We start from the raw sequence: 25,118 nt of genomic DNA on the forward strand, positions 1-25,118 counted from the left end.
ATGACAGACACGCTTCTCGAACTCAAAGACTACTCCATCACCTTCCGCACACCGGAGGGCGAGGTCGCCGCTGTCTCGAAGATGAACCTGAAGATCGGCCGTGGCGAACGTATCGCCATCGTCGGCGAATCCGGTTCCGGCAAGAGCCAGACCTTCCTTGGCCTGATGGGCCTGCTCGCCAAGAACGGCCGCACCAGCGGCCAGGCGCTCCTCGACGGCAAAGACCTCCTGACGCTGAAGCCGCGCGAACTCGACCATGTGCGCGGCAAGGACATGGCCATGGTCTTCCAGGACCCGATGACCGCCCTCAATCCCTCGCTGCGGATCTCCCGGCAGCTGACCGAACAGCTCGAAGTCCATGGCGGGCTTTCGGCGCGCGCGGCATCCGCCGCAGCCCTCGACATGCTGAAGCGCGTCGGCATTCCCGACCCGACGCGACGCTTCAACCTCTATCCGCACGAGCTTTCGGGCGGCATGCGTCAGCGCGTCGTCATCGCCATGGCGTTGCTCACCAAGCCGAAGCTCCTGATCGCCGACGAGCCCACGACGGCGCTCGACGTCACAATTCAGGCGCAGATCCTCGATCTCTTCAACGAGCTGACGGCGGAAATGAATACGGCACTAGTGATGATCACCCATGACCTCGGCGTTGTCGCCGGCCTCGCCGATCGCGTCGCCGTCATGTATGCCGGCCGCATCGTCGAGGAAGCGCCGGTCGAAGAGCTGTTCGAAAATCCTGCCCATCCCTATACAGCGGCGCTCCACGCCTCCATCCCGCGGCCGGACCAGGATGTGGACGATCTCGCCGTCATTCCGGGTCGGCCGCCGAACCTGATGCATCTGCCGCGCGGCTGCGCCTTCTCGCCGCGCTGCGCCCATGTGCAGGACGACTGTCTGGACGCGCCGCCGCCGCTCGAGCAGCTTGAGCCACGACGCTGCGCCGCCTGCTTCCATCCCCTTTCGGCTAATCAGGAACGGAGCCTCGTCCATGGCTGAGCAAACGCTTCTGAAGGTCGAACATCTGACCACGCAATTTGAACTGCCATCGAAATCCTTCTTCAAACCGCCGCTGACCCTGACGGCGGTCAACGATGTCAGTTTCGAGCTGAAGACCGGGCGCACGCTTGGCATCGTCGGCGAATCCGGCTGTGGCAAGTCCACGCTCGGCCGTTCCATCCTGCGGCTGATCAAGGCACAGAAGGGCCGCATCATGTGGCAGGGCGGCAACCTGCTGGATCTTTCCGAAGAGGAAATGCGCGCCGCCCGCCGCGACATGCAGATCATCTTCCAGGATCCGATCGCCTCGCTCGACCCGCGCATGACAGTCGGCGACATCATCGCCGAACCGCTGACGGTGTTCGAGCCGAAGCTAACAAAGGCGCAGCGGCAGGAACGCGTGCGCGAAATCATGGCGGCGGTCGGCCTCGTGCCGGAGATGATCAATCGCTATCCGCATGAGTTCTCCGGCGGCCAGGCGCAGCGCATCGGCATCGCCCGCGCCGTTGTGACACGACCGAAGCTGATCGTCTGCGACGAGCCGGTCTCGGCCCTCGACGTCTCGATCCAGGGCCAGGTGATCACGCTGTTGCGCAAGCTGCGCAAGGAGTTCGGCCTGACGCTGATCTTCATCAGCCACGACCTCTCCGTCGTGCGCCTGATTTCGGACGACGTGCTGGTGCTTTACCTTGGCAAGGTGGTGGAAGCGGGCGACGCCGCCACGGTCTTCGACCATCCGGCTCACCCCTACACGCAGGCTTTGTTCTCTGCCGCGCCCATCCCCGACCCGAAACGGGCGCGTGGCCGCGAACGCATCCGCCTGCAGGGCGATCCGCCCTCGCCGCTTAATCCGCCGGCCGGCTGTGTCTTCTCGCCGCGCTGTTGGAAGGCAACCGACATCTGCAAGACCAAGATGCCGCCGACCGAGCACGTTCGCCCCGGCCAGACCGCGGCGTGCTATCATATGGACAGGCCGTAAGGCTCAAGAGGTGGACGGCGCACCCCGCCGTCCACCTTGCTCAAGCAGCCGCATGCGCGTATGCAGCAGCGAAGCGAAACGCAGGAGGAAGTCTTGGGCGGGCATTTTCTATCGATCGGCGAATGCATGGTAGAGTTGTCGCAAGCCGAAGACGGACATCTGCGCAAGGGCTTTGCTGGCGATACCTTCAATACGGCCTGGTATGCCCGCGCCTGCCTGCCGGCCGACTGGTCCGTCGACTATTTTACCGCGCTCGGCGATGATGCGATGTCTGACGAGATGCTGAATTTCATGAACGCGCATGACATCGGCACCTCGAATATTCGCCGCCTCCGTGGCAAGACGCCCGGCCTCTACATGATCAACCTGAAGGATGGCGAGCGCTCCTTCAGCTACTGGCGCGACAGCTCTGCCGCACGCCAGCTCGCAGCCGACGGCGACAAGCTGCGCACAGCGATCGAAGCCTCCAACGTCCTCTATTTCTCCGGCATCACGCTGGCGATCCTGACGCATGAAGACGCCGAGACGCTGCTTTCCGAACTCCGCCGTGCCAAGGCCATTGGTAAGCTGGTGGTCTTCGACCCCAACCTGCGTCCGCGCCTCTGGTCGAGCTTCGACGCCATGCACACCATGATCGGCGAAGGCGCCCGCGCCTCGACGCTGGTCATGCCGAGCTTCGACGACGAGGCCTCGCATTTCGGCGACGACTCGATCTCCAGCACCATCCGTCGCTACCGGCTGCACGGCGCCAATATGGTAGTCGTCAAGAATGGTGCCGAAGGTGCGACCGTCGGCGCCGACGCCGGCGAAACGCTCGTTCCCGCCGCCAAGGTTGCCAAGGTCGTCGATACGACCAGCGCCGGCGATAGTTTCAATGGCGCGTTCCTGGCCCATTATCTGGAACATGACGATCCCGTCGCCGCCGCCCGTTTTGCCGCCAAGATCGCCGCAAAAGTCATCCAGGAGCACGGTGCTCTGGTGCCGCGGGAAAAGCTCCAAGCCACGAAGTAAGCGCTGTAATATTTCCATCATGGACACCCCGCACAATAGAACAGGCGCGGGAATCATCTTTGCTGCACCGTATTTGGTTGTACCGACACTATGAGGGTGCGGTGCGGATGGAATTTTTTGGACATGTTGCAACGCTTGTCGGACATCGATCACAGAGCATGGGCTGAGGCGGCAACGCCGGTCGCGACGCAGGAACGCCTGCTCATCGTCAGCGATGCATGGCATCCGCAGGTGAATGGCGTCGTTCGCTCCATCGAAAATACCAACCGCGAACTGGCGCGCATCGGTGTCGATGTCGTCATGATCACACCGGAAGGTTTTCGCAGCGTCCCCTGCCCGACCTACCCGGAAATCCGCCTGTCGATCGCAAGCTACCGCAAAGTCGCCGCCAAGATCGAAGCGGCACGACCGACCTATGTGCATATCGCCACAGAAGGACCGCTCGGATTGACGGCCCGGAGCTGGTGCCTGAAAAACGACATGCCGTTTTCGACCAGCTATCACACCCGCTTTCCCGAATATGTCGCGGCCCGGCTGCCGATCCCGCAAAGCTGGCTCTACGCCTTTGTCCGATGGTTTCACAATGCCGGTTCCGGCTGCATGGTGGCGACGCCGAGCCTTGCCAATGAGCTCAAGCAGAAGGGCATCCACAATCTGCTGCCCTGGAGCCGCGGTATCGACTCCACGCTTTTTCACCCACAGCCGCTTGAAGACAAGCCCTTCGGCCTGCCTCGCCCGATATTCATGACCGTCGGCCGCGTGGCGCTCGAAAAGAACCTGCCGGCCTTTCTCGATCTGGATCTGCCCGGCTCCAAGGTTGTCGTCGGCGACGGACCGGCACGCGCTGAGTTGCAGAAACTTTATCCGAACGTGCACTTCCTCGGCTCGAAGTTTGGTGAAGCACTGGCGCATGCCTATTCGCAAGCCGACGTTTTCGTCTTCCCATCAAAGACCGATACATTCGGCAATGCCATTCTGGAGGCATTGGCGAGCGGCGTTCCTGTCGCTGCCTATCCCGTCACCGGCCCCGCCGATATCCTTGGCGGCAACGATGCGGCAGGCGTCGTCGACGAAGACCTGGCCAAAGCCTGCCATGCAGCACTCTCCTCCTCCCGCGAAGCTGCTCGCGCTCTCGCGCTCAACTATTCCTGGGAAGCCGCCACGACGCAATTCATCGGCAACGTCCGCGTCGCCAATCATCGCGGCCGGATGCTGGCACGAAACCACTGAACGCAGCTTAGCTGTTGTCCGACGGCGGCCATTGCTGCGCGCGGCGTAGGGCGCGTGTGAGTTCGATATTGCCATCGACTCCATCGCAGGGAACGCACTGCCCGCGGCTGCGTTACTTGGCAAGCATGTAGCCACCACCGTCATGTTACCAGCGACACCGTCATCACCCGGCTAGGGACGGCTGGGGCCGACATTGAATTCCACAGCATACTCCGCCACATATTTGAATGGGGCATAAGCTGCTGGCGGTTGGTGGGTTCGGCTCCAGAGCAGGGTCGGCGCTGCTTTTTGCACCACCACGCCCGACTGCTTTTCGATGGAATTGCGAAAAAGCATAGCTGTCATGCATTTTTATGTATACGATTATTTATCGCACGACTTAAGTACAGCGGCTTACGGAGTGTTAGAAATGACAAACGATCCATTGAAACTGGACACTTTCATATGCTTCGCCCTCTATTCGGCGAACCATGCGATGAACCGGCTATACAAGCCCATGCTCGATGAGTTGAACCTCACCTATCCGCAATATCTCGTCATGGTGACATTGTGGGAGGAAGACGGCCAGACCGTCGGCAGCATCGGTGAAAAGCTCTTCCTGGAGTCGAGCACGCTGACGCCGCTGTTGAAGCGCCTGGAAGCCGCCGGCTTTATTCGACGAACCCGCAGCAAGGAGGATGAGCGCCAGGTGCTGATCCGCCTGACAAGCGAAGGTGTGGCCTTGAAAAAGAAAGCCGCGGACATTCCCGCTTGCATCCTCGATGCATCGGACACCACGGCGGCCGAACTGACACGATTGAAGGCAGAGATCATTACGCTGCGCGAAGCGCTTACCAAGAACGCCGCCTGATCCCCCAGGCGGTCACCGCTTCTTTTTGGTCTCGTAAGGATTTTCCGACGAGCGGAAATGAATGCGGATCGGCACGCCTGGCATGGCGAAATCTTCACGCAGGCCGTTGATGAGATAGCGCACATAAGATTCCGGCAGCGCGTCCGAGCGCGTACAGGAAATCATGAAAGCCGGCGGGCGTGCTTTCACCTGTGTCATGTATTTCAGCTTGATGCGCCGGCCGGAAACCGCCGGTGGCGGATGCTGAACCTGCTGCGTCTCCAGCCAGCGATTGAGCTTTGCAGTGGACACGCGCTTGTTCCAGACCCTATCGGTGTCGACGATCGCCTGCATCAGCCGGTCCAACCCCTCGCCCGTCTGGCCGGAAATCGGCACGGCGCGGATGCCGCGCGCCTGCGGCAGCAGCCGGTCGGTCTTTTCGCGCAGATCGGCAAGCACGGCCTGGCGATCCTCGATCATGTCCCACTTGTTGAAGGCAAGCACGGCGGCGCGGCCCTCGCGGATGACGAGATCGACGATCTGCAGATCCTGCTTCTCAAAGGGAATGGTGGCGTCGAAGACGATGACCACGGTCTCGGCAAAACGAATGGCTCGTAGCGCATCGGCGACGGAAAGCTTTTCGAGCTTTTCGATGACCTTGGCCTTGCGGCGCATGCCGGCGGTATCGAACATTTTGATGGTGCGACCGCGCCAGGTCCAGTCGACCGAGATCGAGTCGCGGGTAATTCCTGCTTCCGGGCCGGTCAGCAGCCGGTCCTCGCCAAGGAAGCGATTGATCAGCGTCGACTTGCCGGCGTTCGGACGACCGACGATGGCGACGCGCAGCGGCCTCGTCTCGTCATAGACCGGCTCCTCGTCGATTTCTTCACCGTCCTCGCCGACCGCAGGGCGTCGAATGCTGACATTCGTCTCCGCCTCGTCATCCTTGGGCGGAAAGGCGCGCTCATGCCCGAGCGCCTCGACGATCGCATCGCGCAGATCCATCATGCCCTGGCCATGTTCGGCAGAGATCGGGCAAGGCTCGCCAAGGCCGAGCGTGAAGGCGTCATAGAAGCCGCTGTCGGAACCGCGCGCTTCCGACTTATTGGCGACGAGCACCACCGGACGGCCGCGCTTGCGCAGCATTTCGGCCAACGCCTTGTCGACATGCGTAAGGCCCATCTTGGCGTCGACGACGAAGAGCGTCAGATCGGCCTCGTCGATCGCCGCTTCCGTCTGGGCACGCATACGGCCTTCCAACGTCTCCTCATCGGCCTCTTCGAGACCGGCGGTATCGACAATACGAAACCGAAGATCGACCAGTCGTGCGTCGCCAGGCCGGCGGTCGCGCGTCACACCCGGCGTATCGTCGACAAGCGCAAGCTTCTTGCCAACCAAACGGTTGAAAAGAGTGGACTTACCGACATTCGGGCGACCGACGATCGCAACCGTGAAACTCATGTAGCGATCTACCCTTCAGCCTTTTGCAACCGGAGCCTTGCCGGACGCAGTGATGAGGTCGAGCAGCATCTGAGCACGGTTGCCGACATTGCGTGGGCTCTGAGGATCGTCGACGATCGCCTGGAACCATTGCCGTGCCTTGGCGAAATCACCGGCTTTGTAGGCGGCAAGACCGAGCACGTCACGTGCGGAATGCCGGAAAGCATTGGCCGGCACAGCCAGTTCCTGGGCTTCCGCGGCAACCTGATCGTACGTGCCCGTATCGACAAGCAGATAAGCAGCGCGCAGGCGAGCCGCATCCTGGATAACGGCCGGAACGCCGGACTCCTTGCCGATGGCCGAGAACGCAGCAATCGCGCCGGCCGTATCGCCCTTCTGCGCCTGCAACGTCGCGGCGCGCATGCGTGCCAGCAGCGGGTAGGAACCGCTGCCACTCTTCTCAACTGTGGCTAACGCGGCCAGCGCCTCGTCCGTCTTGTTCTGGTCAGCCAGCGTCAGCGCCGCGATGAACTGATCGCCGCTGCTGCCGGCCTGACGACCCGACCAGTAGCGGTAGCCGCTATAGGCGGCAGTGCCGAGAACGATGAGCACGGCGGCGCCGATGATAAGCCGGCCAAAACGGCGCCATACGAACCGCAACTGGTCCGAACGCAGTTCCTCGTTCACCTCGCGGATGAAGCTATCGTCGTTGAATGCCATTCTCGTCTCCGGCCTAGGCCAAAATATTGCAAAGAGCTTATGGGTAGTGGGGCCTTCTACTCCATTTTGCGGCCGTTGTAAGGGGGAATGGCAGAAATCGTCACATAACGAGTGGCGAAACCCCGATAATCCACCCGTGCAGCTTCCAAATGATCAACCCCCAGACCACGATACCGATGACGATGGCATAAAGATCGTATTTCGCCGAAACGAAGGGCCGCAGAGAAATCTCGCCCGCGCGTTCGCGTCGCTTCAGCGATATCCGCGTGATGACGCCCCAGGCCAGGAAGGCCGCAAAGAGCAACATGGCGGCGCCATCGCCATTGGAAAGCAGATGCGCAAAGGCCCAGATCTTTACCGAGAGTACCATCGGATGCTTCGTTCTCACCGCGATATGCCCCGCCGGCAGCAGTGAGGCGACCAGACAGATCAGCGCAAAAAGCATCAGCAGGATGGTGATATGGCTCATCCAGATCGGCGGAGACCATATGGGCGTTGCATCCCTCGCCTGCCCGAAACCATAAATCAGCAGAATCAGGGTAGCGATACTGGCGATCGAATAGCCGATCTTCCAGCCGGGTTCGCCGAGGCTCGAAATCATCGAGCGGCGGAAACCAGGTACGACGACGCGGATTAAGTGGACGCCGAGGAAAAGAACAATGCCGAGAATAAGCAATGACATGAGTGAAATCCCGTTCGTGTCTTGTGAACACATCAGTACCGGCTATGGCGAAAAATTGCCAGCGAGACCGCAGCTTTGCCGCATTTCAGCAGCAGGGAAGAGCCAAACGCTAGAGCATGATCTCGAATCGAATATCCGCAGCGAAAACTGTAACCCGGTTTTCGGATGAGAGCATGCTCAATCAAATAATCTCGGTGCCCATGTTTCGTTTCATCTCTTTTGCCTCCCTCGCCCTTTCCCTGGCGCTCCCCGTCGCGGCTAAGGCCGATGAAAAACCGAAGCAGCTTGTGATGATCTCCTTCGACGGGGCGCATGACAATGCACTCTGGACGAAGAGCCGCGAGATCGCTTCACGCAACGGTGCGCACTTCACCTACTTCCTCTCATGCACCTTCCTGATGAACCGCGATCAGGCCAAGGCTTATCAGGCGCCGGGGCAGAAGGCCGGCAAATCGAATGTTGGTTTCGCCAAGAGCGAGGACGACGTCCGCACCCGCATCGCCAATATCTGGGGCGCCCATCTCGAAGGTCATGATATTTCCAGCCATGCCTGCGGCCACTTCGACGGCAAGGCATGGACAGCAGCGGATTGGCAGCAGGAATTCATGAATGCGCGCGTGGCGCTGCGCGACGCCTGGAAGAATGTCGGGGAAGCCGACAAAGAACCGCTGGGCTGGCAAGAGTTTGCGACGAAAGACGTCAAAGGCTTTCGCGCACCGTATCTTTCCACTAGCGACGGCCTGGTGCCGGCCGAAAGAGCCATGGGCTTCCAGTATGACGCCAGCCTGGTGACCCGAGGACCGATGTTGCCGCAGGTGGTCGACGGCATCTATCGCTTCGGCCTGCCGCTGATCCCAGAGGGTCCCGACCATCATCTGGTAATCGGCATGGACTATAATCTCTATGTCCACCATTCGAAGGGCGTCGAAGACAAAGCCGATTCCAAGTCCTTCGAAGACCGCACCTTCGACGCGTTCGAAGCCGCCTTCGACAAACAATATAACGGCGAACGCATCCCGCTGCAGCTCGGCTTCCATTTCGTCGAAATGAACGACGGCGCTTATTGGCGTGCCCTCGACCGCTTCGTCACCGACGTCTGCCACAAGGAAGGCGTCGCCTGCGTCAGCTATTCGGAGGCTATCCCGCTCATTGCAATGCGAGGCAAGCCGCAGCAGGGGTGAGGAGCGGTCGGGCGAAGCCCAAGCAATCGACCTAGACTAAATGTTCGCCTGGGACCGGGTGACCCGTCTCACAATATGCAGGTATCGAGGGTTGCGAGAGCGATGCCCTCGTAGAGCCTCATGCATAGGAGACGGGCCATGGACGAGACTATCACATATGTCGGATTGGATGTTCACAAAGAGACGATCGCGGTGGCGCTCGCTGACGGCGGTGGGCGCGGTGACGCGCGCGCGTTTGGCCAGATCGTCAATACGCCAACGGCCTTGACCCGCATGCTGGCCAAGCTTTCGCAGCCGGGTCGGACATTGAAGTTTTGCTACGAAGCGGGACCTTGCGGCTACGGCATTCAGCGGCAACTGTCTGCCGCAGGTCATGATTGCGTGGTCGTCGCCCCTTCTTTGATCCCGCACAAACCAGGCGATCGCATCAAGACAGACCGTCGGGATGCCAACAATCTGGCAAGACTTCATCGCGCTGGAGAACTGAGCGCTGTTTGGATACCAGATACAGCCCATGAGGCGATGCGTGATCTGGTTCGGGCACGGCTTGCCGCTGTGCGCAGCTTGCGGCAAGCGCGCCAGCAGCTCAGCGGATTTCTGCTTCGTCATGGCTTTCACTACAGCCGGCCGGCCTGGACGCAGATGCACCGCCGTTGGTTGGCCGGTCTTTGCTTTGAACAGCCAATCCACCAAATCGTTCTCCAGGATCACATCGCCACAATCGAGGCGGCAACTGAGCGGCGGGATCGGCTGACGAAGCAGATCGAGACCATGTTGAGTGACTGGTCATTGGCTCCGGTGGTCGTCGCGCTGCAATCACTGCGCGGCATGGCTCTGGTGACGGCCGCTACGATGATTGCCGAATTGGGCGATCTCAGCCGCTTCACAAACCCGCGCCAATTAATGGCCTATCTCGGGCTGGTACCATCGGAGCATTCAAGCGGTGGAACTCGGCGGCAGGGCGGCATTACAAAAGCAGGCAATACAACGGCGCGTCGAATGCTGATTGAAGCCGCTTGGAGTTATCGGTTTCCCGCAAAGATCAGCCGTGATCAGTTGATCCGCCAGGAGCAGCTCCCAAAAGCGATCCGCGACACGGCATGGAAGGCGCAGGAGCGGCTGTGCGGCCGCTATCGCAAGCTCACGAAGGCCGGAAAGCCGGCAACGACCGTAACCACGGCGATCGCTCGCGAATTATCCGGATTCGTCTGGGCGATTGCATGCCAGGTCTCACCGCGTTGAGTATAGCTCAATCCTGAACTCAACAAGGAGGACAGAAGAGTCAAAAAGCCATATGCGCCTGGGCAAGGCTGGGGGCACGGTCACGGCAGGAGAACCCTCGATTCCACTATCAGCCGGTTACATTCCGACGCTGCGAACTAGACAGAGGAAGCTCCGCGACGCATCAGGTCCGGCGGTAACCAACCCGCGCATCAGAGCATGATCAACCGTCGTTATATGACCGTGCTTCCTGCTTTCCCCAGGATGCATCCACACCAAACGAAACGCCCTGACGACAGGGCGACGATTTTTCTATTCCTGCATCTTGTAAGGGCGAACATGAGAGTGGGTCGATTGCAGCGACGAATGCCCTGAGCCAAAGCGAAGGGCCGGCGATGCAGCAAACGGAGGCCGCTCGGTTACCCTTCAACCCTAACGCCCCACTTCTCCGCTATCGTCGTCATTGAAAAAGGCCCCGTTTCCGGGGCCTTGCCTTGTTTCATCAACCGTCGGCCTGTATGACGCCGGCTTCACGCTCCAGATAGGTCTGGTCGATTTTCGGCAGCGGCTCATCATCGATCGCCGCTTCGAAGGCTTTGAGGCGCTTGTGGATCGACAAGAGCTCGATGATCGTCGTCCAGGAATTGACGAGATACTGGAACGAATTGCTGACCTGACCGAAGGCGGTCGCGATCTGCTGATATATGCCGTAGGTGATCGCGCCTGCGACAAAAGTCGGCACCAGCATGAACAATACGAACATCGAGTCGGCCTGCAGATAGAAATAGCGGGCGATATTGAAATAGACGTAGTGGAAATAGATGCGGAAGTAGTTGCGCCTTACATTTGCGAAGAGCTCTCCGACAGTCGCAGGCTGTGCACGCTCGGCATTGTCTTCGCCGTAGACGAGCTCCTTGCGGTAGGCCGCTTCCACCCGCTGGTTCTTGAAATTCAGGCCAGGCAGCTTGATGCCGGCAACCGCCAGCAGCACCGTGCCGAAGGCCGACCAGAAAAGCGCCAACCAGAAGAGCGAATGAGAAATCTTGCCGATGATCGGCAGTTCGGTGACATAGCCCGAAAGCGCAAGCAGAATCGGCAGAAACACAATCAGCGTCATCACCGAGTTTATTAGGCTGATACCCAAGCCTTCCAACGTGCTCGAAAAGCGCATCGTGTCTTCCTGCACACGCTGCGAAGCGCCCTCGATGTGGCGCAGCTTTTCCCATTTCGACATGTAGAAGGTGTTCATCGCGGTACGCCAGCGGAAGATATAATGGCTGGTGTAGAAGTCCGTCAGGATGGAGACAAACATGCTGAGGAAGGCGATCTGCGCAAAGATTATCATCAGCGTGTAGAAACTCTCCACCGTCACCCCAGGCTGTTTCGTGAGCGCAGCCTGCAGGAGGTCACCGAAAGGACGGCGGAAGTTGTTGACGACGACAGACACTTGGACACCAAAATAGGTGACCAGAATAATCAGTGCCGAGCCCCAGATTGACCAGATCTTCCAAGGATGATCCCAGGCCTTGATGTGCCATGCCCCACAGAAGATCGCGGTGCATAAAAAGAAAAACCCGTAGAACCAGAGATTCCCCCACAATACGAAATAGCTGAGATCGTAGGGCTCCTGTCCTTCCGGCGGCATGATGAACCCCAGATGCGTCCCCAGATCGGAGAGAGACGAATACCAGATTGCTATGCAGAAAACCGTCCAGACCACCATCGAGATGAAGAACAGCTTCGGTTGAGGGAAGAAAGAGTGAAACACGAGAGGCAAGCTTTCTTGATTGGGTCCAGCGACCGCAATGACGTTTATTCGCGGCGAACCTAAGGCACTTCGAAAGTTGCGGCAACCAGCCAGGCTGTATTCTTACAGAGATGTAATCGCTTATCCCATGATCGTGATGCGATTGTTCAGCCGCGATTTCCCGTTTTAGGAAGGCGAACCTGTCGCCGCTCCGGGATCCGGCAACCCCTTTCAGCAAAAATTCGACGTCCCCTTGCAACAAGCTATCTTACGATATATATCTTACGACATGACGAACGATATAAACCTCATCATCAAAGGAGATACACTATGAGAGGCTTTAGAGATCGCATGTGCGGCGATAGCTTTGACACCGTCGAGGCATATATCCTACGACATCGCGAAAGCCGTGATTCACACGGGCGGCACGGGAGAGATTTCATGAGAGGCTTCAAGGGCGGCATGTTCGGCGGCGGTTTTCGTACCGGCCGGAAATTCGACGCCGCCGATCTGCAGCTCATCATTCTGGCCCTGCTTTCCGAGCAGCCGCGCCATGGCTATGAACTGATCAAGACTCTGGAAGAGCGCTCCGGCGGCTTCTATGTGCCGAGCCCCGGCGTCATCTACCCCGCCCTCACCTACCTGGAGGAAACGGGCCTGGCCGAAGTCGAGGCGAGCGGCACGAAGAAACTCTACCGTATCACCGAGAGCGGTCAGAAGCGGGTCGAGGAAAACCAGGCACTGGTCGAGGCGACGCTCGCCAAGCTCAGCGCGATCGGCGAGAAGATGGCGCATGTCAGGCGGGTCTTCGGCGGCGAGGATGCCGGCGACGATGAAGGCCGCGACAGCCCCTTCGGCCGCGATGCCGGCGATGTTCACCTCGCACGCCAACTTCTGCGCTCGGCGCTGCGCTCGAAATATCCATGGAACAAGGCCGAAGGCGCCCGCATAGCGGCAATTCTCGAACGCGCCGCCGCCGATATTATCCGCGGTGAGACGAAGGCGGAAGATTGAGGTCTAACCGATCAGTTGTCCGCTAGGGTCAGGATTATCGGCCCATTGCGGGTGGTGACGACGGTATGTTCGAACTGAACCGTGGCCGCACGTGGGTCGGCATAAAGCGTCCAGGCGTCGTCGCCGCCCTCCGCCCAAGTGGCGCCGAGCGACAAAAACGGCTCGACGGTGAAAACCAGGCCGTCCTGCATGATGCGGGTCTCATCGGGATCGGCCCAGGTAGACACCTCCGCCGGCTCCTCATGCAGTGAACGGCCGATGCCGTGGCTGGCGAGATTGGCGATCAGCGTATAGCGGTTCTTCTGAGCGAAGGCACCGACGGCATGACCGATCTTCGAAAAGGGCGCACCGCTGCGCACCTGGTTCAATCCAACCCAGAGCGCCCTCTTGCCGTCGCGGCAGAGACGCTCGACCTTCGGCTTGACCGGTGGCACCGCGAAGGAAGACCCTGTATCGGAGAAGAAACCGTCCTTCTCCGCGGAAACGTCGAGATTGACCAGATCGCCGGCCTGGATCACCCGCGGACCGGGAATGCCGTGCGCCACTTCCTCATTGACGCTGATGCAGGTGGCGCCGGGAAATTTATAAACAAGTTCCGGCGCCGAGCGGGCGCCGGCATCGTCCAGCACCTTGCGGCCGATATTGTCGAGTTCCAGTGTGGTGATGCCCGGCTCCAGCGCCGCCGCCATCGCCTGTATGGCGTTGGCGCAGATGCGGCCGATCTCTTTCAGCTTGGTCAGTTCGTCGTCGTTCGAGATGATCATTCACGGCTTCCGGCTGGCGTACACGCCCCGCAGACTCCTGACGCGAAGGCTCAAGCAGTCGCTTTCGCCTCTCCGCTTTGTTCAGTCAATGCCTTTCTGACAAGCGGCGCGACTTTCGTGCCGTAAAGCTCGATGCCGCGCATGATCTGCTCGTGCGGCATCGTGCCGATCGCCATCTGTAGCAGGAAGCGATCGTTCTTGAACAGCTTGTGATGAGCGACGATCTTCTCCGCCACGACGTCGGGATCGCCGACGAAAAGTGCCCCGTGAGGTCCGCGCGATTGGTCGAAATGTACCCGGTTCGTCGGTCCCCAGCCGCGCTCGCGGCCGATGCGGTTCATCACCTCGGCCTGAGGGCCATAGAACTGATCGGCGGCAGCCTCGGTCGTATCGGCGACGAAGCCGTGGACATTGATGCTGGTTTTCAGCTTGGCCTGATCTTGATCAGCGCGGCGGGCGGCCTCGCGGTAGAGATCGATGAGCGGCGCAAACCGGCGCGGCTCGCCGCCGATGATGGCGAGCGCCATCGGCAAACCAAGAGCGCCGGCGCGCGCGACCGACTGCGGCGTGCCGCCGACTGCGACCCAAATCGGCAATGGATCCTGGAGCGGGCGTGGATAAACCCCTCGCCCGTGGATCGGCGCGCGGAGTTCGCCCTTCCAATTCACCTGCTCGCTCTCGCGGATCGCCAACAGAAGGTCGAGCTTTTCCTCGAATAGCTGGTCGTAATCTTCGAGATTGTAGCCGAAGAGCGGGAAGGACTCGATGAACGAGCCTCGTCCCGCCATGATCTCGGCACGGCCGTTGGAAATAAGGTCGAGCGTCGAGAACTGCTGAAACACGCGCACTGGATCGTCCGAGCTCAGTACCGTCACGGCACTGGTCAAGCGGATATTCTTTGTCTTTGCCGCAGCTGCCGCGAGGGCGACGGCTGGTGCCGATGCGGCATAATCCGGCCGATGATGCTCGCCGAGCCCGAAGACATCGAGACCGACTTGATCGGCCAACTCGATTTCCTCGATCAAATTTTTCAGGCGACGCGCTGCCTCCGCACCCTTGCTGAGAGCGGGATTGGGATCGACGTCAGCGAAGGTATAGAGACCAAGTTCCATGATAAAAATCCCATCTGTCGTTGATGGACGAAATAGGAAGACGAGGCTGATACCGCAAATATGAATTGTCGAACGGTTTGTTCGAGAATGTAGATAAGTAAGAACTAAGAACCCTCAGTCCACGGATTGATGAGATTGATATCCAGTCCCTGAAAATCGCGGACATTACGGGTGACGAGCGTAAAACGGTGAACAGCGGCCGTCGATCCGATAAATGCGTCGCGCCAAGGCCTGGGATTGGGGACGAAAGTAGCCGCACAATGCATGGCCACGGCCTCGTCGATTGACAATATGCGCCCGCGCAGAGCGGCTTTTATCTTATCGGACCAATCTCGCAGAATTCGAGCCTGCAAGGGATCTCGCCGCTCAAGCAGCAATATCCCGTTTTCAATTTCAAAAAGCGTGATGACAGACGCATAAAGAATATCCACCGCGATGGTATCGAACCACCGGGCAAAAACCGGGTCGGCTTTTCCATTGCTGAGCTTTCTGAGCTCGGAAATAACATTCGTGTCCAACAGATACATTATGAGAAATCAGCCGGCTTGAAACCGAAATCGCCGTCCAGCTTTGGTATTTCCAAATCGATCTCGTCTGCCCCGGGAGAATAAAAAGCCTCAGCGACTGTCGGTCCCTTCTTCGCCAATTTCAAATACTCATCCATGCTGAGCAGGACGTGCGAGGGCTTGCCGCGATCCGTGATAAAAACCGGGCCTTCCGAAGCAGCACGCTTGGCGCCGCTTGTATCCTGATTGAACTCTCGGCTGCTCATGATCGTCATCGCGAGAACTCCATTTGTAGAGAAGTTACTACATATACAAAAATAAGCAATTCGAATCCGAAATCAACAGCTTGCCCGCCACTTCGGAATCGACCTCAGAAGCATTTGATGTTGGACATCAAAGGCGTTGATCATCCGTCAGCAGCGCCCAGCGTTCATGATCGCACCAGACGCCGCCAATTCTCAGATATTTGGGCGAGAAGCCTTCCTTGCGGAAACCGAGCCTTTGCACCAAAGCGATCGAAGCATGGTTCGCGGGCTGGATATTGGCCTCAAGCCGATGCAGGCCGATGTCGTCGAAACCATGGGCGATGGCCAGACGCAACGCCTCGGTCATGAATCCCTGACCGGCAAAGGCCACCATGCCGTGATAGCCGAGAAATGCGCTGCGGAAACCGCCCCACACCATCTGGCTGATGTTGACCACCCCGACAATGCCGCCCGAACCAGTGTCGCGCGCGACCAGACCGACATTGGATCCCGTCACGGTCTGGCCGAACCAAACATCGAAGCCATCCCGATCCACGAATGGATAAGCCCATGGCGCATGGTAAGCGCGGCTCGCAACATTCGCCGCGATCAATTCGCCGGCGTCCGATTGCCTGACCGGTGCAATAGTGACTTGCGGCATGGCTCACTCCACGAACAGATGAGAGAGTGAGCCATATCAAATCGAAACCAAAATCAACAGCTTCCGCGCATGAATGGAATCATTCTGCGAACCCCTTCATAGCGTAGATAAAGTCCACCCCAGGCGATGACGCCGAGATAGAGACCGAACAGCAAATGCGAGAACATCGGGCTGCCTACCCGCAGATGTGTCGCCATCGCTCCGCCGAGCAGACCGGTGAGGAGGATCGCACCGAGAACCGATGTCTGCGGAATGGCGTAGAGAACGGCACAGCCAAGCGTGATGACGCCCAACAGCCGCGCCAAAGCCGGATCGCCGGAATAGCCGAGCACCGCCATTGTCTCCGTAACCACAGGCAGAGGAACGAGCTTGATCACGCCGTCGAAAACAAGAAAGGCGACAATCAAGCCGCTGAGGATTGTGCCGGCCACGCGCTGCACCCGCGAGCTGGATGGTGATTCTGTTAGATAAGACATTGCGGCATCCCCCGGAATTGAATCGGAAAATCAGATCTTCAGCGCCAGCGCGCCTGCGTCTCAAGGACGCCGACTGCAGCCCCTTTCCGACATGGAAGGACGGATTTTTCGATTATTTTGCGATTGCCGGAGCTGTGACGCTGAGCCGGTCGAGCTGATGACGGATATGAGCAGCTTCGGCGGGCGAATGGGCAAGCGCGATTGCGCGGTCGAAGGCTATGTGCGCCTCGTGCGACCGGCCCAACTGCGCAAGCAGACCGCCTCGAAGCCCATGAAAGTAAAAATAGCCATCGAGTTTATCCGCCAGCGACTCGACCAAGGCCAGCGCCTCCTCCGGTCCCTTGAGCTTGGCAACAGCGACCGCGCGGTTCAGCGTGACAACGGGGGATGGATGCAGCCGCTCCAGCGTCTGATAGAGCAGATCGATCTCCGACCAATCGGTATCCTGGGCCCGCTTGGCCCTGGAATGCAGCGCCGCGATCGCAGCCTGAAGCTGATAAGGCCCGGGGCGGCGATGGCGGATTGCCTTGTCGAGCAGAGCGAGCGCCTCGTCGATCAATGTGCGGCACCAGAGCGACCGGTCCTGATCCTCCAGCAAGATGATCTGGCCGTCCGCATCGAAGCGGGCCATATTTCGCGATTGCTGCAGCAGCATCAGCGCCAGCAGACCCATGATTTCCGGCTCCGCCGGAAAGAGGCGCAGCAGCAGCCGACCGAGTCTGATCGCCTCATCGGCAAAGGCAGACGCCTCGCGGCCCGGCCCGCCGGCGGAATAGCCCTCGTTGTAGATGAGATAGATCATGGCGCTGACGAGCGCCATACGTTCGGTCCGTTCGACGGCGCCCGGCGTCTCGAAAGGCACGCCGGCCGCGGCAACACGCGCCTTGGCGCGGGTGATGCGCTGCTCCATCGCGCTTTCGCTGACGAGGAACGCACGAGCGATCTGCGTCACCGACAGGCCCGAGACGACACGCAGAGCCAGCGCAATCTGCTGTGTCGCCGGCAGGTCGGGATGACAGCAAATGAACAGCAACCGCAGAATATCGTCACGATAATTGGAACCGTCGAGCCGCTCGGCAAGATCGCTTTCGGCGTCGCCGGTGTCCGAGATCACCTCCTCGTCCGGCAAGCCTTGCGTTTTCGACTGTTTGCGCACCGCGTCGATACCGCTGTTGCGGCCGACAAAGATCAGCCAGGCGACGGGATCGCGCGGCGGCCCCTTGTCTGGCCATGTCTTCAACGCCCTGAGGCAAGCCTCCTGGAATGCCTCTTCGGCGATATCAAGGTTGCGGAAATACCGCAGCAGCGCACCGAGCACCTGCGGCCGGGCATTGGTGAACGCGATATCGATCCAGGCAAGATCGGTCATGTTGCCATCGTCCCCGGTCTAAACGCATGAAGCGGGCGAATTTCATAGGAGCCGGCACCGGGATTGGCGATGGCCAGTTTCTTTGAGAATTCAATTGCTTCGTCGAGTGTCTCGAAGTCGATGACATAGAATCCGAGCAATTGCTCCTTCGTCTCCGCGAAGGGTCCATCGATGACGAGCGGCTCGTTCTTGCCCTTGCGCAACGTCGTTGCCGCCGTCGTCGGCATCAGCCGAGCGACCGGGCCGAGCTTGCCGGCCTCACGGAGCGGCGCCTGCACCGCGATCAACCGGTCCATCGTCGCCTGCTCCTCTTCCTTGGACCAGGAAAACACGGTGTCTTCGTCGTTGTAGCATAGGATTGCATAGAGCATGAGAATGTCCTTCTCTTGTATTGACGAGGAAATATCGCCTGCGCCGACAGGCCGCGTCAAAAAATTATCGATGCTGGAGGCTATGCACCGCCGCGCTGGACCATCAGCGTCCCCGCTTTCGCATCCAGGACAGCGACTGCGCCGATCGGCACGCTCAACGGGCTATGCCCATGGCCCAACGGTAAGCCGCCGAGGACCGGAACATCGAGCGCATCGAGGTGTTCGCGCAGGATATCGATGACCGAGAAACGGCGATCGAATTCAAAGCGCGTGAACTGGCCGACCGCAACGCCAGCTAGACCATCCAAATGCCCCGCCTTGCGTAACATCGTCAATTGCCGGTCCACCTGCCCGCGATACATGTTGACGGCCTCAAGCAACAGGATGGCACCGCGCAAATCCGGCAGGGCCCAGCCGGCCGCCGTAGCAACCATATCGAGATTGCCGCCGATCAATCGCCCGGTGACCGCTCCCGCAGTCGTCAGGGTGGATGTCGGTTCCTCCGGGCGCGAGCGGATGACGATATCCTCCGAACTCATCAGCGCCCCGCGAAGGGAGCCGCTGGTCTCCGTGCTGACAGTCTGTTCGCCCTCGCTGACGAAAAGCGCGCCGTGGATACTGACCTGTCGGCAATGCTTCCACAGGCTGAAATGCAGCACGGAAATATCGCTGAAACCGACGACAAACTTCGGATCGCGCTGCGCAGCCAGGAAATCCAGCCGGTCGGCGATACGGTAGGACCCCTTGCCGCCCCGCGTAGCAAAGATCGCCCGAATCTCGGGATCACGAAGCGCGGCGTTGAAATCTGCCAATCGCTCCTCATCCGTCCCTGCAAGATAGTCGTGCCTGCAAAAAGCATGCTCACCGAAATCGACGTTGAGCCCCCAGCTCTTCAAAATCTCGACTTGCCTCAAAACGAGGTCCTGGTCGGGCGGACTTGCGGGCGAAACAAAACGGATTTTGTCGCCGGGCCGGAGCGGCGGCGGCAGAACGCAATCGGCTTCGGTTCGATCAAATGATTCCATGCCCGAATTTTGGCATGGAACGACGACGGGCGTTAGTCCCCGGTCGCACGCCTATGCAACCGCCTCGACTGTGACTGGAACTCCCCTCCTCAACGAATTGTGGACCATACATCGCGCCTTGGCCTCAGCAATCACGGGCTGCGGGTCGGAACCGTCTGATGTCTCGCATGACACCGTCACCGTCGCAGCTTTGGTAAAAGACAGATCGCTTTCCAATTCAACACGCACGGAGATCGAGATTTTTGTCAACTCGACACCCATCTCGGCTGCAACAAAATGCAGGTCGTTACAGAAACATCCGCCGATCGCCAATCCCAGCAGTTGCGCGCCATTGAAACCGAGCCCCTGCCCGCCGGCCCGGCCCTGCGGACGATCGACGACGATAGTGTGACCGCCGGCCCAGCCCAACGCCGCCCGCGTGCCTTCGACGTTGCGCAATTCAACCGTTACGGACACCATGGCCGATCTCCTCGTTCGGCGGGAAGGCGAATGATTACGTGATCAACGCAGCGACGGAGCCAAGAGGCCAGCCCCTTTTGTGGTCGCCCCCGCAGCCTTTTCAGGGGTTGGCGACTCCTGCCGAGCCGGCGCCTTGCCGTCCCACAGTGGCAGTCCGAGGGATTCCGATACGGTGGGATCGGCCGTAAAGACCGGATGACCGCGCTCCATCAGCCGCAGTAGAATTTCCCTGTCTCTTTGAATATGCAGCCGAGCCAGATTTACCTGATTGTAGATGTGTCCACCGGAATCCGGGTTGATGCCGGTAATAATCACCGCGGTGGCGCCGTTATAGAGCGCGAAGAGCACGGCATTGATGCCGTTCGAGCATTTGTCGCCCGCACCCAGTTCGCTGCATTTTACACCGCCAACCCGGTCGAGAAGTGCCATGCGCTTATAGCGATCGACAATTTCAAGATCGTCGTATCGATAGTTGAAGGCTCTCAGCCCATTCTCCAGCCGCTCGCGGCCCTTTCGCCAGAGCAGAACGTAGAGCTTCTTCGTTCGCTCGCCATTGAGAACGCGGCGCACTTCGACGGCGTTCGTATTCGTTCCCTCGATCTGGTTGAATTGAACGAACGTGACATCCGGCTGTTCGATGCCCCATGCCTTCGTCACGACCTGAGAGCCGTTGATCGTGATGACCTTGAATGTCCCGTCAAAACCAGCGGGTTTGTGCGACGCCGGCGCCGAGCCGACCACGAGAACGGGGCCGGAAAACCTCTCGGCGAGCGTGGGGGGCGTCGGCCGGGAAAGCCAATACTTTACGCTTCGATAGATGTGTCTTTTAACATCCGTAAATGTAGCAGCCATGTCTCGCCTTGGATTTCTTGAAGGCGTCCACCCGAACATAGTTGAGCCGACAACAACTGATTCAACGATATCGGTCGTTGAATCGCGCCTCAGCTTACTATCGCTGCTTGGTGCTATTTTAGGAAAATAAAGAAATTTTACACACTCTAATCTTAGGTGAGCTGCATATTATCCCGCATGCTCTGTGCTTAGCGTCCGCCTTACCGCGTCGCGCCATCCCTTCAGCTTCACCGTTCGCGTCTTCTCGTCCATGTCCGGCTCGAAGCGTCGGTCACGTGCCCAGGCCTTGGCAAAACTCTTGCGGTCCGGCCAGACCCCGGCGCGGCTGCCGGCAAGCCAGGCGGCGCCGAGCGCGGTGGTTTCCAGGATGAAGGGACGGTCGACCGGCGCGTCGAGCAGATCGGCGAGCCGCTGCATCGTCCAGTCGGAAGCGACCATGCCGCCATCGACGCGCAGCACTGTCTCCCGGCCGCTGCCATTCTTCCAATCCTTGTGCATGGCATCCAGCAGGTCGCGCGACTGATAGCAGACCGCCTCCAGCGCGGCGCGGACGATTTCCGCGGGGCCGGTATTGCGCGTCAGCCCGAAAATCGCGCCGCGCGCATCCGGATCCCAATGCGGTGCGCCGAGGCCGGTGAAGGCCGGCACGAGATAGATCTCCTGCATCGGATCGGCCTTTTCCGCCATCCCGTCGGAATCGGCGGCGCGCTTGATCGCCTTCAGCCCGTCGCGCAGCCACTGCACGGCCGCTCCGGCGATGAAGATCGAGCCTTCCAGCGCGTAGGTCGTCTCGCCATTCAGCCGGTAGGCGATGGTGGTCAGCAGGCGGTTTTTGGAGCGCACCATGTCCGTGCCGGTGTTCAGCAGTGCGAAGCAGCCAGTGCCGTAGGTGGATTTCATCATACCGCGCTCGAAGCAAGCCTGGCCGATGGTGGCCGCCTGCTGATCGCCGGCAACGCCAAGGATGGGGATTGCCGCCCCGAAGATAGACTCATCGGCAATGCCGAAATCAGCGGCGCAGTCCTTCACCTCCGGCAGCATCGCGGCGGGAACGCGCAGGATATCGAGCAGATCCTCGTCCCACGCATTGTTACCGATATTGTACATCAGCGTCCTAGAAGCGTTGGTCGCATCGGTGACGAAACTCTTGCCGCCGGTCAAACGCCAGATCAGGAAGGTGTCGACGGTGCCGAAGCAAAGCTCGCCCTTGGCGGCGCGCGCACGAGCACCCTTCACGTTGGCCAGCAGCCAGGACAACTTCGTGCCGGAGAAATAGGGATCGAGCAAAAGACCGGTATGGCGAGTGAAGAGCTTTTCCAGGTCTTGCCGCTTCAGTTTCTCGCAATAGCTCGCTGTGCGGCGGTCTTGCCAGACAATGGCATTATGGATCGGCTTGCCGGTTTTTCGATCCCACACCACGACCGTTTCGCGCTGATTGGTGATACCGAGAGCGGCGATGTCCTTCGCAGTGATGCCGGCGGCCTTGATAGCCTTATTGACGGTCGAAACGACGGAAGTCCAGATTTCCTCCGGATCATGCTCGACCCAGCCGGGCTTCGGGTAGTGCTGCGCGAACTCCTGCTGCCCGGCGCCGGCGATTTTCATGTCACCGTCGAAAACGATCGCCCGCGTCGACGTCGTACCCTGGTCGATCGCCAAGACATAACCGCTCATGCATTCCTCCCGATTGTTCCTGTCCCAAATCAACAGATACGGCACCAAAACGAATGTGAAAAGAAAGCAAAACGAAATTTTATGCCGAAAACGCTTCATTCCTCCTCGCGAATATATGAAGCGAACTGTCGCAAAAGAGTCTTGCAGCGGTGCGATTGCCATATCCGACGGTTTGGGACTAACCTCAAGCCGCTATTGCGCTGCAACAAGACGCGCCGTTCAAGGAGAAGATCATGGCAAGAACAGTCGTTGTCACCGGTTCTACAAGCGGTATCGGCCTCGCCATCGCGACCGCCTTCGCCGCCAAGGGTGAAAACATCGTCCTCAACGGCTTCGGCAAGCCCGAAGAGATCGACGCCATCAGGAACACGCTCGAAGCGTCTGGTGGCGGCAAGGTGATCTACCATCCAGCGGACATGACCAAGCCCGCAGAGATCGCTGACCTGATCGCGACCGCCAATTCAACCTTCGGCAGCGTCGACGTCCTCGTCAATAACGCCGGCATCCAGCATGTCGAGAAGATCGAAGACTTCCCGATCGAGAAGTGGGACCAGATCATCGCCATCAATCTGTCCAGCTCGTTTCACACGATCCGCGCCGCTATTCCGCTGATGAAGGCGAAGAAATACGGCCGCATCATCAACATCGCCTCGGCCCACGCCCTCGTTGCCTCGCCCTTCAAATCCGCCTATGTGGCCGCAAAACATGGTATTATGGGTTTGACTAAAACGGCAGCGCTCGAGCTTGCCGAATTCGGCGTTACCGTCAACGCTATTTGTCCCGGCTATGTCCTGACCCCTCTCGTCGAAGCGCAGATCCCGGATACGGCCAAGGCGCGCGGCATGACTGAAGAGCAAGTTAAGAACGAGGTCATCCTCAAGGCGCAGCCCACGCATGAATTCGTCAAGGCCGAGGAAATCGCAGCATTGTCGATCTATCTTGCCAGCGACGATGCACGCCAGGTCACCGGCACACACGTCTCGATTGACGGTGGCTGGACTGCGGAATAACCATAGACGGTTAGGGCCGGATTCGTGTGAGCATGACCGGCCCCGACCAACAGATGATAAACGGGAACGACATGAACGACAGCATCCGCTTTATCCTCAACGGCGAGGATATCACGTTATCGAGTCTGCGCCCGACCGAGACGCTCCTCGATTTCCTGCGGCTCAACCGGCGTTTGACGGGTACGAAGGAGGGATGCGCGGAAGGCGATTGCGGCGCCTGCACCGTTCTGATCGGCCGCCTGATCGATGGCGGATTGCATTACGAATCGGTCAATGCCTGCATCCGTTTTGTCGGCTCGCTGCATGCCACCCATGTCGTTACCGTCGAACATCTGGCCGCCAAGGACGGGACGCTGCACCCGGTGCAGCAGGCCATGGTCGACTGTCATGGCTCGCAGTGCGGTTTCTGTACGCCGGGCTTCGTCATGTCGCTCTACGGCCTGTGGCTTACGACCGAAAAGCCGAGCCGGGCGCAGATCGAAAAATCGCTGCAGGGCAATCTCTGTCGCTGCACTGGCTATGAGCCGATCGTCAAGGCAGCCGAACAGATAAGCCGGACGCGTCCGAGCGCTCTGTTCGATCCTCTTGAAAAGACCAGAGCCGACATCATCGCCCGCCTCTGGGCCATGCAGGGCAGCGATACCATCAGCGTGACTTCCGGCGAGGATCGCCTGATCGTGCCGGGCTCTGTTGCAGCGCTTGCGCAAGTGATGGCCGACGAACCCAAAGCGACGGTCGTTGCCGGCTCCACCGATGTCGGCCTGTGGGTGACCAAGCAGATGCGCAAGCTCGACCCGGTCGTCTTCATCAACCATCTGACCGACTTGCAAAAGATTGTCGTGGACGACAACGGCCTGACCATCGGCGCCGGCGTCACCTACAGCCAAGCCTTCGCCGCTATGGCCGAAAAGATCCCCACGATCGCAAGCCTCATCAACCGCATCGGCGGCGAACAGGTGCGCAATATGGGCACGATTGGCGGCAACATAGCCAATGGATCGCCCATTGGTGACACGCCGCCGCCGCTGATCGCGCTCGGCGCCGCCGTCAAGCTGCGTTCCGTGACCGGCGCCCGCACCTTGCCGCTGGAGGACTTCTTCATCGACTACGGCAAGCAGGATCGCAATCCCGGCGAATTCGTTGAAAGCGTTTTCGTGCCTTACCCGGCCGAAGGTGCCCATTTCGCCGTCTACAAAATTTCCAAACGTCGCGACGAGGATATTTCGGCGCTCTGCGGCGCTTTCCATCTGGTGTTGGATGCGGCCGGCAACGTCGCCGACATTCGCATTGCCTTCGGCGGCATGGCCGGCACGCCGAAGCGCGCTCGCACGGTCGAAGCCGAACTGATCGGCAAGCCCTGGACCGAGACGACGGTCGAAGCCGCCCGCGCCGCCTTCGATGCCGATTACACGCCGCTCACCGACTGGCGCGCCACCGCCGAATACCGGCAGTTGACCGCTAAGAACCTGCTTATCCGCTTCTATCTGGAGACGGCCGGCGCGCCGCAGGAATTGAAGCGCTTTGCGACGGTGGAGGCTTGAACC

Annotated in this window: 26 protein-coding genes; 10 read left to right on the forward strand and 16 right to left on the reverse strand. The window is 59.6% G+C overall.

Features of this window, described 5'->3' with window-relative positions; translation table 11 throughout:
- The 5 genes from CCGE525_RS14325 to CCGE525_RS14345 all read left to right on the forward strand — a co-directional run bounded on the left by CCGE525_RS14325 (nt 1) and on the right by CCGE525_RS14345 (nt 5,066).
- Nucleotides 1-996 carry an ABC transporter ATP-binding protein gene (locus CCGE525_RS14325; protein WP_120704855.1) on the forward strand — a complete coding sequence of 332 codons (996 nt, stop codon included), beginning with the start codon at nt 1-3 and terminating at the stop codon, nt 994-996.
- Nucleotides 989-1,975 carry an ABC transporter ATP-binding protein gene (locus CCGE525_RS14330; protein WP_120704856.1) on the forward strand — a complete coding sequence of 329 codons (987 nt, stop codon included), beginning with the start codon at nt 989-991 and terminating at the stop codon, nt 1,973-1,975. Before CCGE525_RS14325 ends, CCGE525_RS14330 begins: the two co-directional genes overlap by 8 nt.
- A 93-nt stretch (nt 1,976-2,068) precedes the next feature.
- Nucleotides 2,069-2,986 carry a sugar kinase gene (locus CCGE525_RS14335; protein WP_120706413.1) on the forward strand — a complete coding sequence of 306 codons (918 nt, stop codon included), beginning with the start codon at nt 2,069-2,071 and terminating at the stop codon, nt 2,984-2,986.
- A 123-nt stretch (nt 2,987-3,109) separates the two neighbouring features.
- Nucleotides 3,110-4,216 carry a glycosyltransferase family 4 protein gene (locus CCGE525_RS14340; RefSeq protein WP_120704857.1) on the forward strand — a complete coding sequence of 369 codons (1,107 nt, stop codon included), beginning with the start codon at nt 3,110-3,112 and terminating at the stop codon, nt 4,214-4,216.
- Between the two features lie 409 nt (nt 4,217-4,625).
- Nucleotides 4,626-5,066: a MarR family winged helix-turn-helix transcriptional regulator gene (locus tag CCGE525_RS14345; protein WP_120704858.1), complete on the forward strand. Its 441-nt coding sequence runs from the start codon at nt 4,626-4,628 to the stop codon at nt 5,064-5,066.
- A gap of 12 nt (nt 5,067-5,078) precedes the next feature.
- Here the strand turns inward: CCGE525_RS14345 and der are convergent, their stop codons facing one another.
- From der to CCGE525_RS14360, 3 genes are all read right to left on the reverse strand, one after another.
- On the reverse strand, nt 5,079-6,506 hold the full coding sequence (der, locus tag CCGE525_RS14350) for a ribosome biogenesis GTPase Der (RefSeq protein WP_120704859.1): 1,428 nt from the start codon (nt 6,504-6,506) through the stop codon (nt 5,079-5,081).
- Between the two features lie 15 nt (nt 6,507-6,521).
- Nucleotides 6,522-7,205, reverse strand: coding sequence for a tetratricopeptide repeat protein (locus CCGE525_RS14355; RefSeq protein WP_120704860.1), 684 nt, complete (start codon nt 7,203-7,205; stop codon nt 6,522-6,524).
- A 100-nt stretch (nt 7,206-7,305) separates the two neighbouring features.
- A complete protein-coding gene (locus CCGE525_RS14360; protein ID WP_120704861.1) occupies nt 7,306-7,887 on the reverse strand; it encodes an NnrU family protein in 582 nt (193 codons plus the stop codon).
- Nucleotides 7,888-8,087: 200 nt separating this feature from the next.
- On the opposite strand from CCGE525_RS14360, the gene CCGE525_RS14365 reads away from it, so the two are divergent.
- Both CCGE525_RS14365 and CCGE525_RS14370 read left to right on the forward strand, forming a co-directional pair.
- A complete protein-coding gene (locus CCGE525_RS14365; protein ID WP_120706414.1) occupies nt 8,088-9,068 on the forward strand; it encodes a polysaccharide deacetylase family protein in 981 nt (326 codons plus the stop codon).
- Nucleotides 9,069-9,206: 138 nt separating this feature from the next.
- On the forward strand, nt 9,207-10,310 hold the full coding sequence (locus CCGE525_RS14370) for an IS110 family RNA-guided transposase (protein WP_120702917.1): 1,104 nt from the start codon (nt 9,207-9,209) through the stop codon (nt 10,308-10,310).
- Between the two features lie 481 nt (nt 10,311-10,791).
- On the opposite strand, the gene sbmA is transcribed toward CCGE525_RS14370, so the two are convergent.
- The gene (sbmA, locus tag CCGE525_RS14375) at nt 10,792-12,057 is read right to left on the reverse strand and encodes a peptide antibiotic transporter SbmA (protein ID WP_120704862.1); all 1,266 of its coding nucleotides are present in this window, start codon (nt 12,055-12,057) and stop codon (nt 10,792-10,794) included.
- A gap of 420 nt (nt 12,058-12,477) precedes the next feature.
- Between sbmA and CCGE525_RS14380 the strand changes: the two genes are divergently transcribed.
- Nucleotides 12,478-13,050 carry a PadR family transcriptional regulator gene (locus CCGE525_RS14380; RefSeq protein WP_120704863.1) on the forward strand — a complete coding sequence of 191 codons (573 nt, stop codon included), beginning with the start codon at nt 12,478-12,480 and terminating at the stop codon, nt 13,048-13,050.
- Between the two features lie 11 nt (nt 13,051-13,061).
- Here the strand turns inward: CCGE525_RS14380 and map are convergent, their stop codons facing one another.
- The 12 genes from map to glpK all read right to left on the reverse strand — a co-directional run bounded on the left by map (nt 13,062) and on the right by glpK (nt 22,564).
- Nucleotides 13,062-13,814, reverse strand: coding sequence for a type I methionyl aminopeptidase (gene map, locus CCGE525_RS14385; protein ID WP_120704864.1), 753 nt, complete (start codon nt 13,812-13,814; stop codon nt 13,062-13,064).
- A gap of 50 nt (nt 13,815-13,864) precedes the next feature.
- Entirely contained in the window at nt 13,865-14,926 is a 1,062-nt protein-coding gene (locus CCGE525_RS14390) for an LLM class flavin-dependent oxidoreductase (RefSeq protein ID WP_120704865.1), read from the reverse strand.
- A 104-nt stretch (nt 14,927-15,030) separates the two neighbouring features.
- The gene (locus tag CCGE525_RS14395; protein WP_120704866.1) at nt 15,031-15,453 is read right to left on the reverse strand and encodes a type II toxin-antitoxin system VapC family toxin; all 423 of its coding nucleotides are present in this window, start codon (nt 15,451-15,453) and stop codon (nt 15,031-15,033) included.
- Nucleotides 15,453-15,707: a type II toxin-antitoxin system prevent-host-death family antitoxin gene (locus tag CCGE525_RS14400; RefSeq protein ID WP_120704867.1), complete on the reverse strand. Its 255-nt coding sequence runs from the start codon at nt 15,705-15,707 to the stop codon at nt 15,453-15,455. The genes CCGE525_RS14395 and CCGE525_RS14400 overlap by 1 nt, the downstream gene beginning before the upstream one ends.
- A gap of 118 nt (nt 15,708-15,825) precedes the next feature.
- Nucleotides 15,826-16,338 carry a GNAT family N-acetyltransferase gene (locus CCGE525_RS14405; RefSeq protein WP_120704868.1) on the reverse strand — a complete coding sequence of 171 codons (513 nt, stop codon included), beginning with the start codon at nt 16,336-16,338 and terminating at the stop codon, nt 15,826-15,828.
- A 53-nt stretch (nt 16,339-16,391) separates the two neighbouring features.
- Nucleotides 16,392-16,814 carry a DoxX family protein gene (locus tag CCGE525_RS14410; protein ID WP_120704869.1) on the reverse strand — a complete coding sequence of 141 codons (423 nt, stop codon included), beginning with the start codon at nt 16,812-16,814 and terminating at the stop codon, nt 16,392-16,394.
- A 112-nt stretch (nt 16,815-16,926) separates the two neighbouring features.
- On the reverse strand, nt 16,927-18,183 hold the full coding sequence (locus CCGE525_RS14415; protein WP_120704870.1) for an RNA polymerase sigma factor: 1,257 nt from the start codon (nt 18,181-18,183) through the stop codon (nt 16,927-16,929).
- Nucleotides 18,180-18,554 carry a YciI family protein gene (locus tag CCGE525_RS14420; protein ID WP_120706415.1) on the reverse strand — a complete coding sequence of 125 codons (375 nt, stop codon included), beginning with the start codon at nt 18,552-18,554 and terminating at the stop codon, nt 18,180-18,182. Before CCGE525_RS14420 ends, CCGE525_RS14415 begins: the two co-directional genes overlap by 4 nt.
- A gap of 80 nt (nt 18,555-18,634) precedes the next feature.
- Complete coding sequence (locus tag CCGE525_RS14425) at nt 18,635-19,579, reverse strand: S66 peptidase family protein (RefSeq protein ID WP_120704871.1); 945 nt, start codon at nt 19,577-19,579, stop codon at nt 18,635-18,637.
- Nucleotides 19,580-19,630: 51 nt separating this feature from the next.
- Nucleotides 19,631-20,038, reverse strand: coding sequence for an OsmC family protein (locus CCGE525_RS14430; protein ID WP_120704872.1), 408 nt, complete (start codon nt 20,036-20,038; stop codon nt 19,631-19,633).
- Nucleotides 20,039-20,080: 42 nt separating this feature from the next.
- On the reverse strand, nt 20,081-20,890 hold the full coding sequence (locus tag CCGE525_RS14435) for a membrane-anchored protein (RefSeq protein ID WP_120704873.1): 810 nt from the start codon (nt 20,888-20,890) through the stop codon (nt 20,081-20,083).
- 168 nt (nt 20,891-21,058) lie between these two features.
- Entirely contained in the window at nt 21,059-22,564 is a 1,506-nt protein-coding gene (gene glpK / locus CCGE525_RS14440) for a glycerol kinase GlpK (protein ID WP_120706416.1), read from the reverse strand.
- 233 nt (nt 22,565-22,797) lie between these two features.
- Here glpK and CCGE525_RS14445 point away from each other — a divergent pair, with 233 nt between their 5' ends.
- On the forward strand, nt 22,798-23,574 hold the full coding sequence (locus CCGE525_RS14445) for a 3-hydroxybutyrate dehydrogenase (protein WP_120704874.1): 777 nt from the start codon (nt 22,798-22,800) through the stop codon (nt 23,572-23,574).
- Between the two features lie 71 nt (nt 23,575-23,645).
- The gene (gene xdhA, locus CCGE525_RS14450; RefSeq protein WP_120706417.1) at nt 23,646-25,115 is read left to right on the forward strand and encodes a xanthine dehydrogenase small subunit; all 1,470 of its coding nucleotides are present in this window, start codon (nt 23,646-23,648) and stop codon (nt 25,113-25,115) included.
- Nucleotides 25,116-25,118 lie beyond the last annotated feature (3 nt).

The organism is Rhizobium jaguaris (assembly GCF_003627755.1).
Lineage (GTDB): Bacteria > Pseudomonadota > Alphaproteobacteria > Rhizobiales > Rhizobiaceae > Rhizobium > Rhizobium jaguaris.

Coding starts and splice junctions, on each gene's coding strand:
- CCGE525_RS14325 (WP_120704855.1), top strand. CDS start 1: ATGACAGACACGCTTCTCGAACTCAAAGACTACTCCATCACCTTCCGC.
- CCGE525_RS14330 (WP_120704856.1), top strand. CDS start 989: ATGGCTGAGCAAACGCTTCTGAAGGTCGAACATCTGACCACGCAATTT.
- CCGE525_RS14340 (WP_120704857.1), top strand. CDS start 3,110: ATGTTGCAACGCTTGTCGGACATCGATCACAGAGCATGGGCTGAGGCG.
- CCGE525_RS14345 (WP_120704858.1), top strand. CDS start 4,626: ATGACAAACGATCCATTGAAACTGGACACTTTCATATGCTTCGCCCTC.
- der (WP_120704859.1), bottom strand. CDS start 6,506: ATGAGTTTCACGGTTGCGATCGTCGGTCGCCCGAATGTCGGTAAGTCC.
- CCGE525_RS14355 (WP_120704860.1), bottom strand. CDS start 7,205: ATGGCATTCAACGACGATAGCTTCATCCGCGAGGTGAACGAGGAACTG.
- CCGE525_RS14360 (WP_120704861.1), bottom strand. CDS start 7,887: ATGTCATTGCTTATTCTCGGCATTGTTCTTTTCCTCGGCGTCCACTTA.
- CCGE525_RS14365 (WP_120706414.1), top strand. CDS start 8,088: ATGTTTCGTTTCATCTCTTTTGCCTCCCTCGCCCTTTCCCTGGCGCTC.
- CCGE525_RS14370 (WP_120702917.1), top strand. CDS start 9,207: ATGGACGAGACTATCACATATGTCGGATTGGATGTTCACAAAGAGACG.
- CCGE525_RS14380 (WP_120704863.1), top strand. CDS start 12,478: ATGAGAGGCTTCAAGGGCGGCATGTTCGGCGGCGGTTTTCGTACCGGC.
- map (WP_120704864.1), bottom strand. CDS start 13,814: ATGATCATCTCGAACGACGACGAACTGACCAAGCTGAAAGAGATCGGC.
- CCGE525_RS14390 (WP_120704865.1), bottom strand. CDS start 14,926: ATGGAACTTGGTCTCTATACCTTCGCTGACGTCGATCCCAATCCCGCT.
- CCGE525_RS14395 (WP_120704866.1), bottom strand. CDS start 15,453: ATGTATCTGTTGGACACGAATGTTATTTCCGAGCTCAGAAAGCTCAGC.
- CCGE525_RS14400 (WP_120704867.1), bottom strand. CDS start 15,707: ATGACGATCATGAGCAGCCGAGAGTTCAATCAGGATACAAGCGGCGCC.
- CCGE525_RS14405 (WP_120704868.1), bottom strand. CDS start 16,338: ATGCCGCAAGTCACTATTGCACCGGTCAGGCAATCGGACGCCGGCGAA.
- CCGE525_RS14410 (WP_120704869.1), bottom strand. CDS start 16,814: ATGTCTTATCTAACAGAATCACCATCCAGCTCGCGGGTGCAGCGCGTG.
- CCGE525_RS14415 (WP_120704870.1), bottom strand. CDS start 18,183: ATGACCGATCTTGCCTGGATCGATATCGCGTTCACCAATGCCCGGCCG.
- CCGE525_RS14420 (WP_120706415.1), bottom strand. CDS start 18,554: ATGCTCTATGCAATCCTATGCTACAACGACGAAGACACCGTGTTTTCC.
- CCGE525_RS14425 (WP_120704871.1), bottom strand. CDS start 19,579: ATGGAATCATTTGATCGAACCGAAGCCGATTGCGTTCTGCCGCCGCCG.
- CCGE525_RS14430 (WP_120704872.1), bottom strand. CDS start 20,038: ATGGTGTCCGTAACGGTTGAATTGCGCAACGTCGAAGGCACGCGGGCG.
- CCGE525_RS14435 (WP_120704873.1), bottom strand. CDS start 20,890: ATGGCTGCTACATTTACGGATGTTAAAAGACACATCTATCGAAGCGTA.
- glpK (WP_120706416.1), bottom strand. CDS start 22,564: ATGAGCGGTTATGTCTTGGCGATCGACCAGGGTACGACGTCGACGCGG.
- CCGE525_RS14445 (WP_120704874.1), top strand. CDS start 22,798: ATGGCAAGAACAGTCGTTGTCACCGGTTCTACAAGCGGTATCGGCCTC.
- xdhA (WP_120706417.1), top strand. CDS start 23,646: ATGAACGACAGCATCCGCTTTATCCTCAACGGCGAGGATATCACGTTA.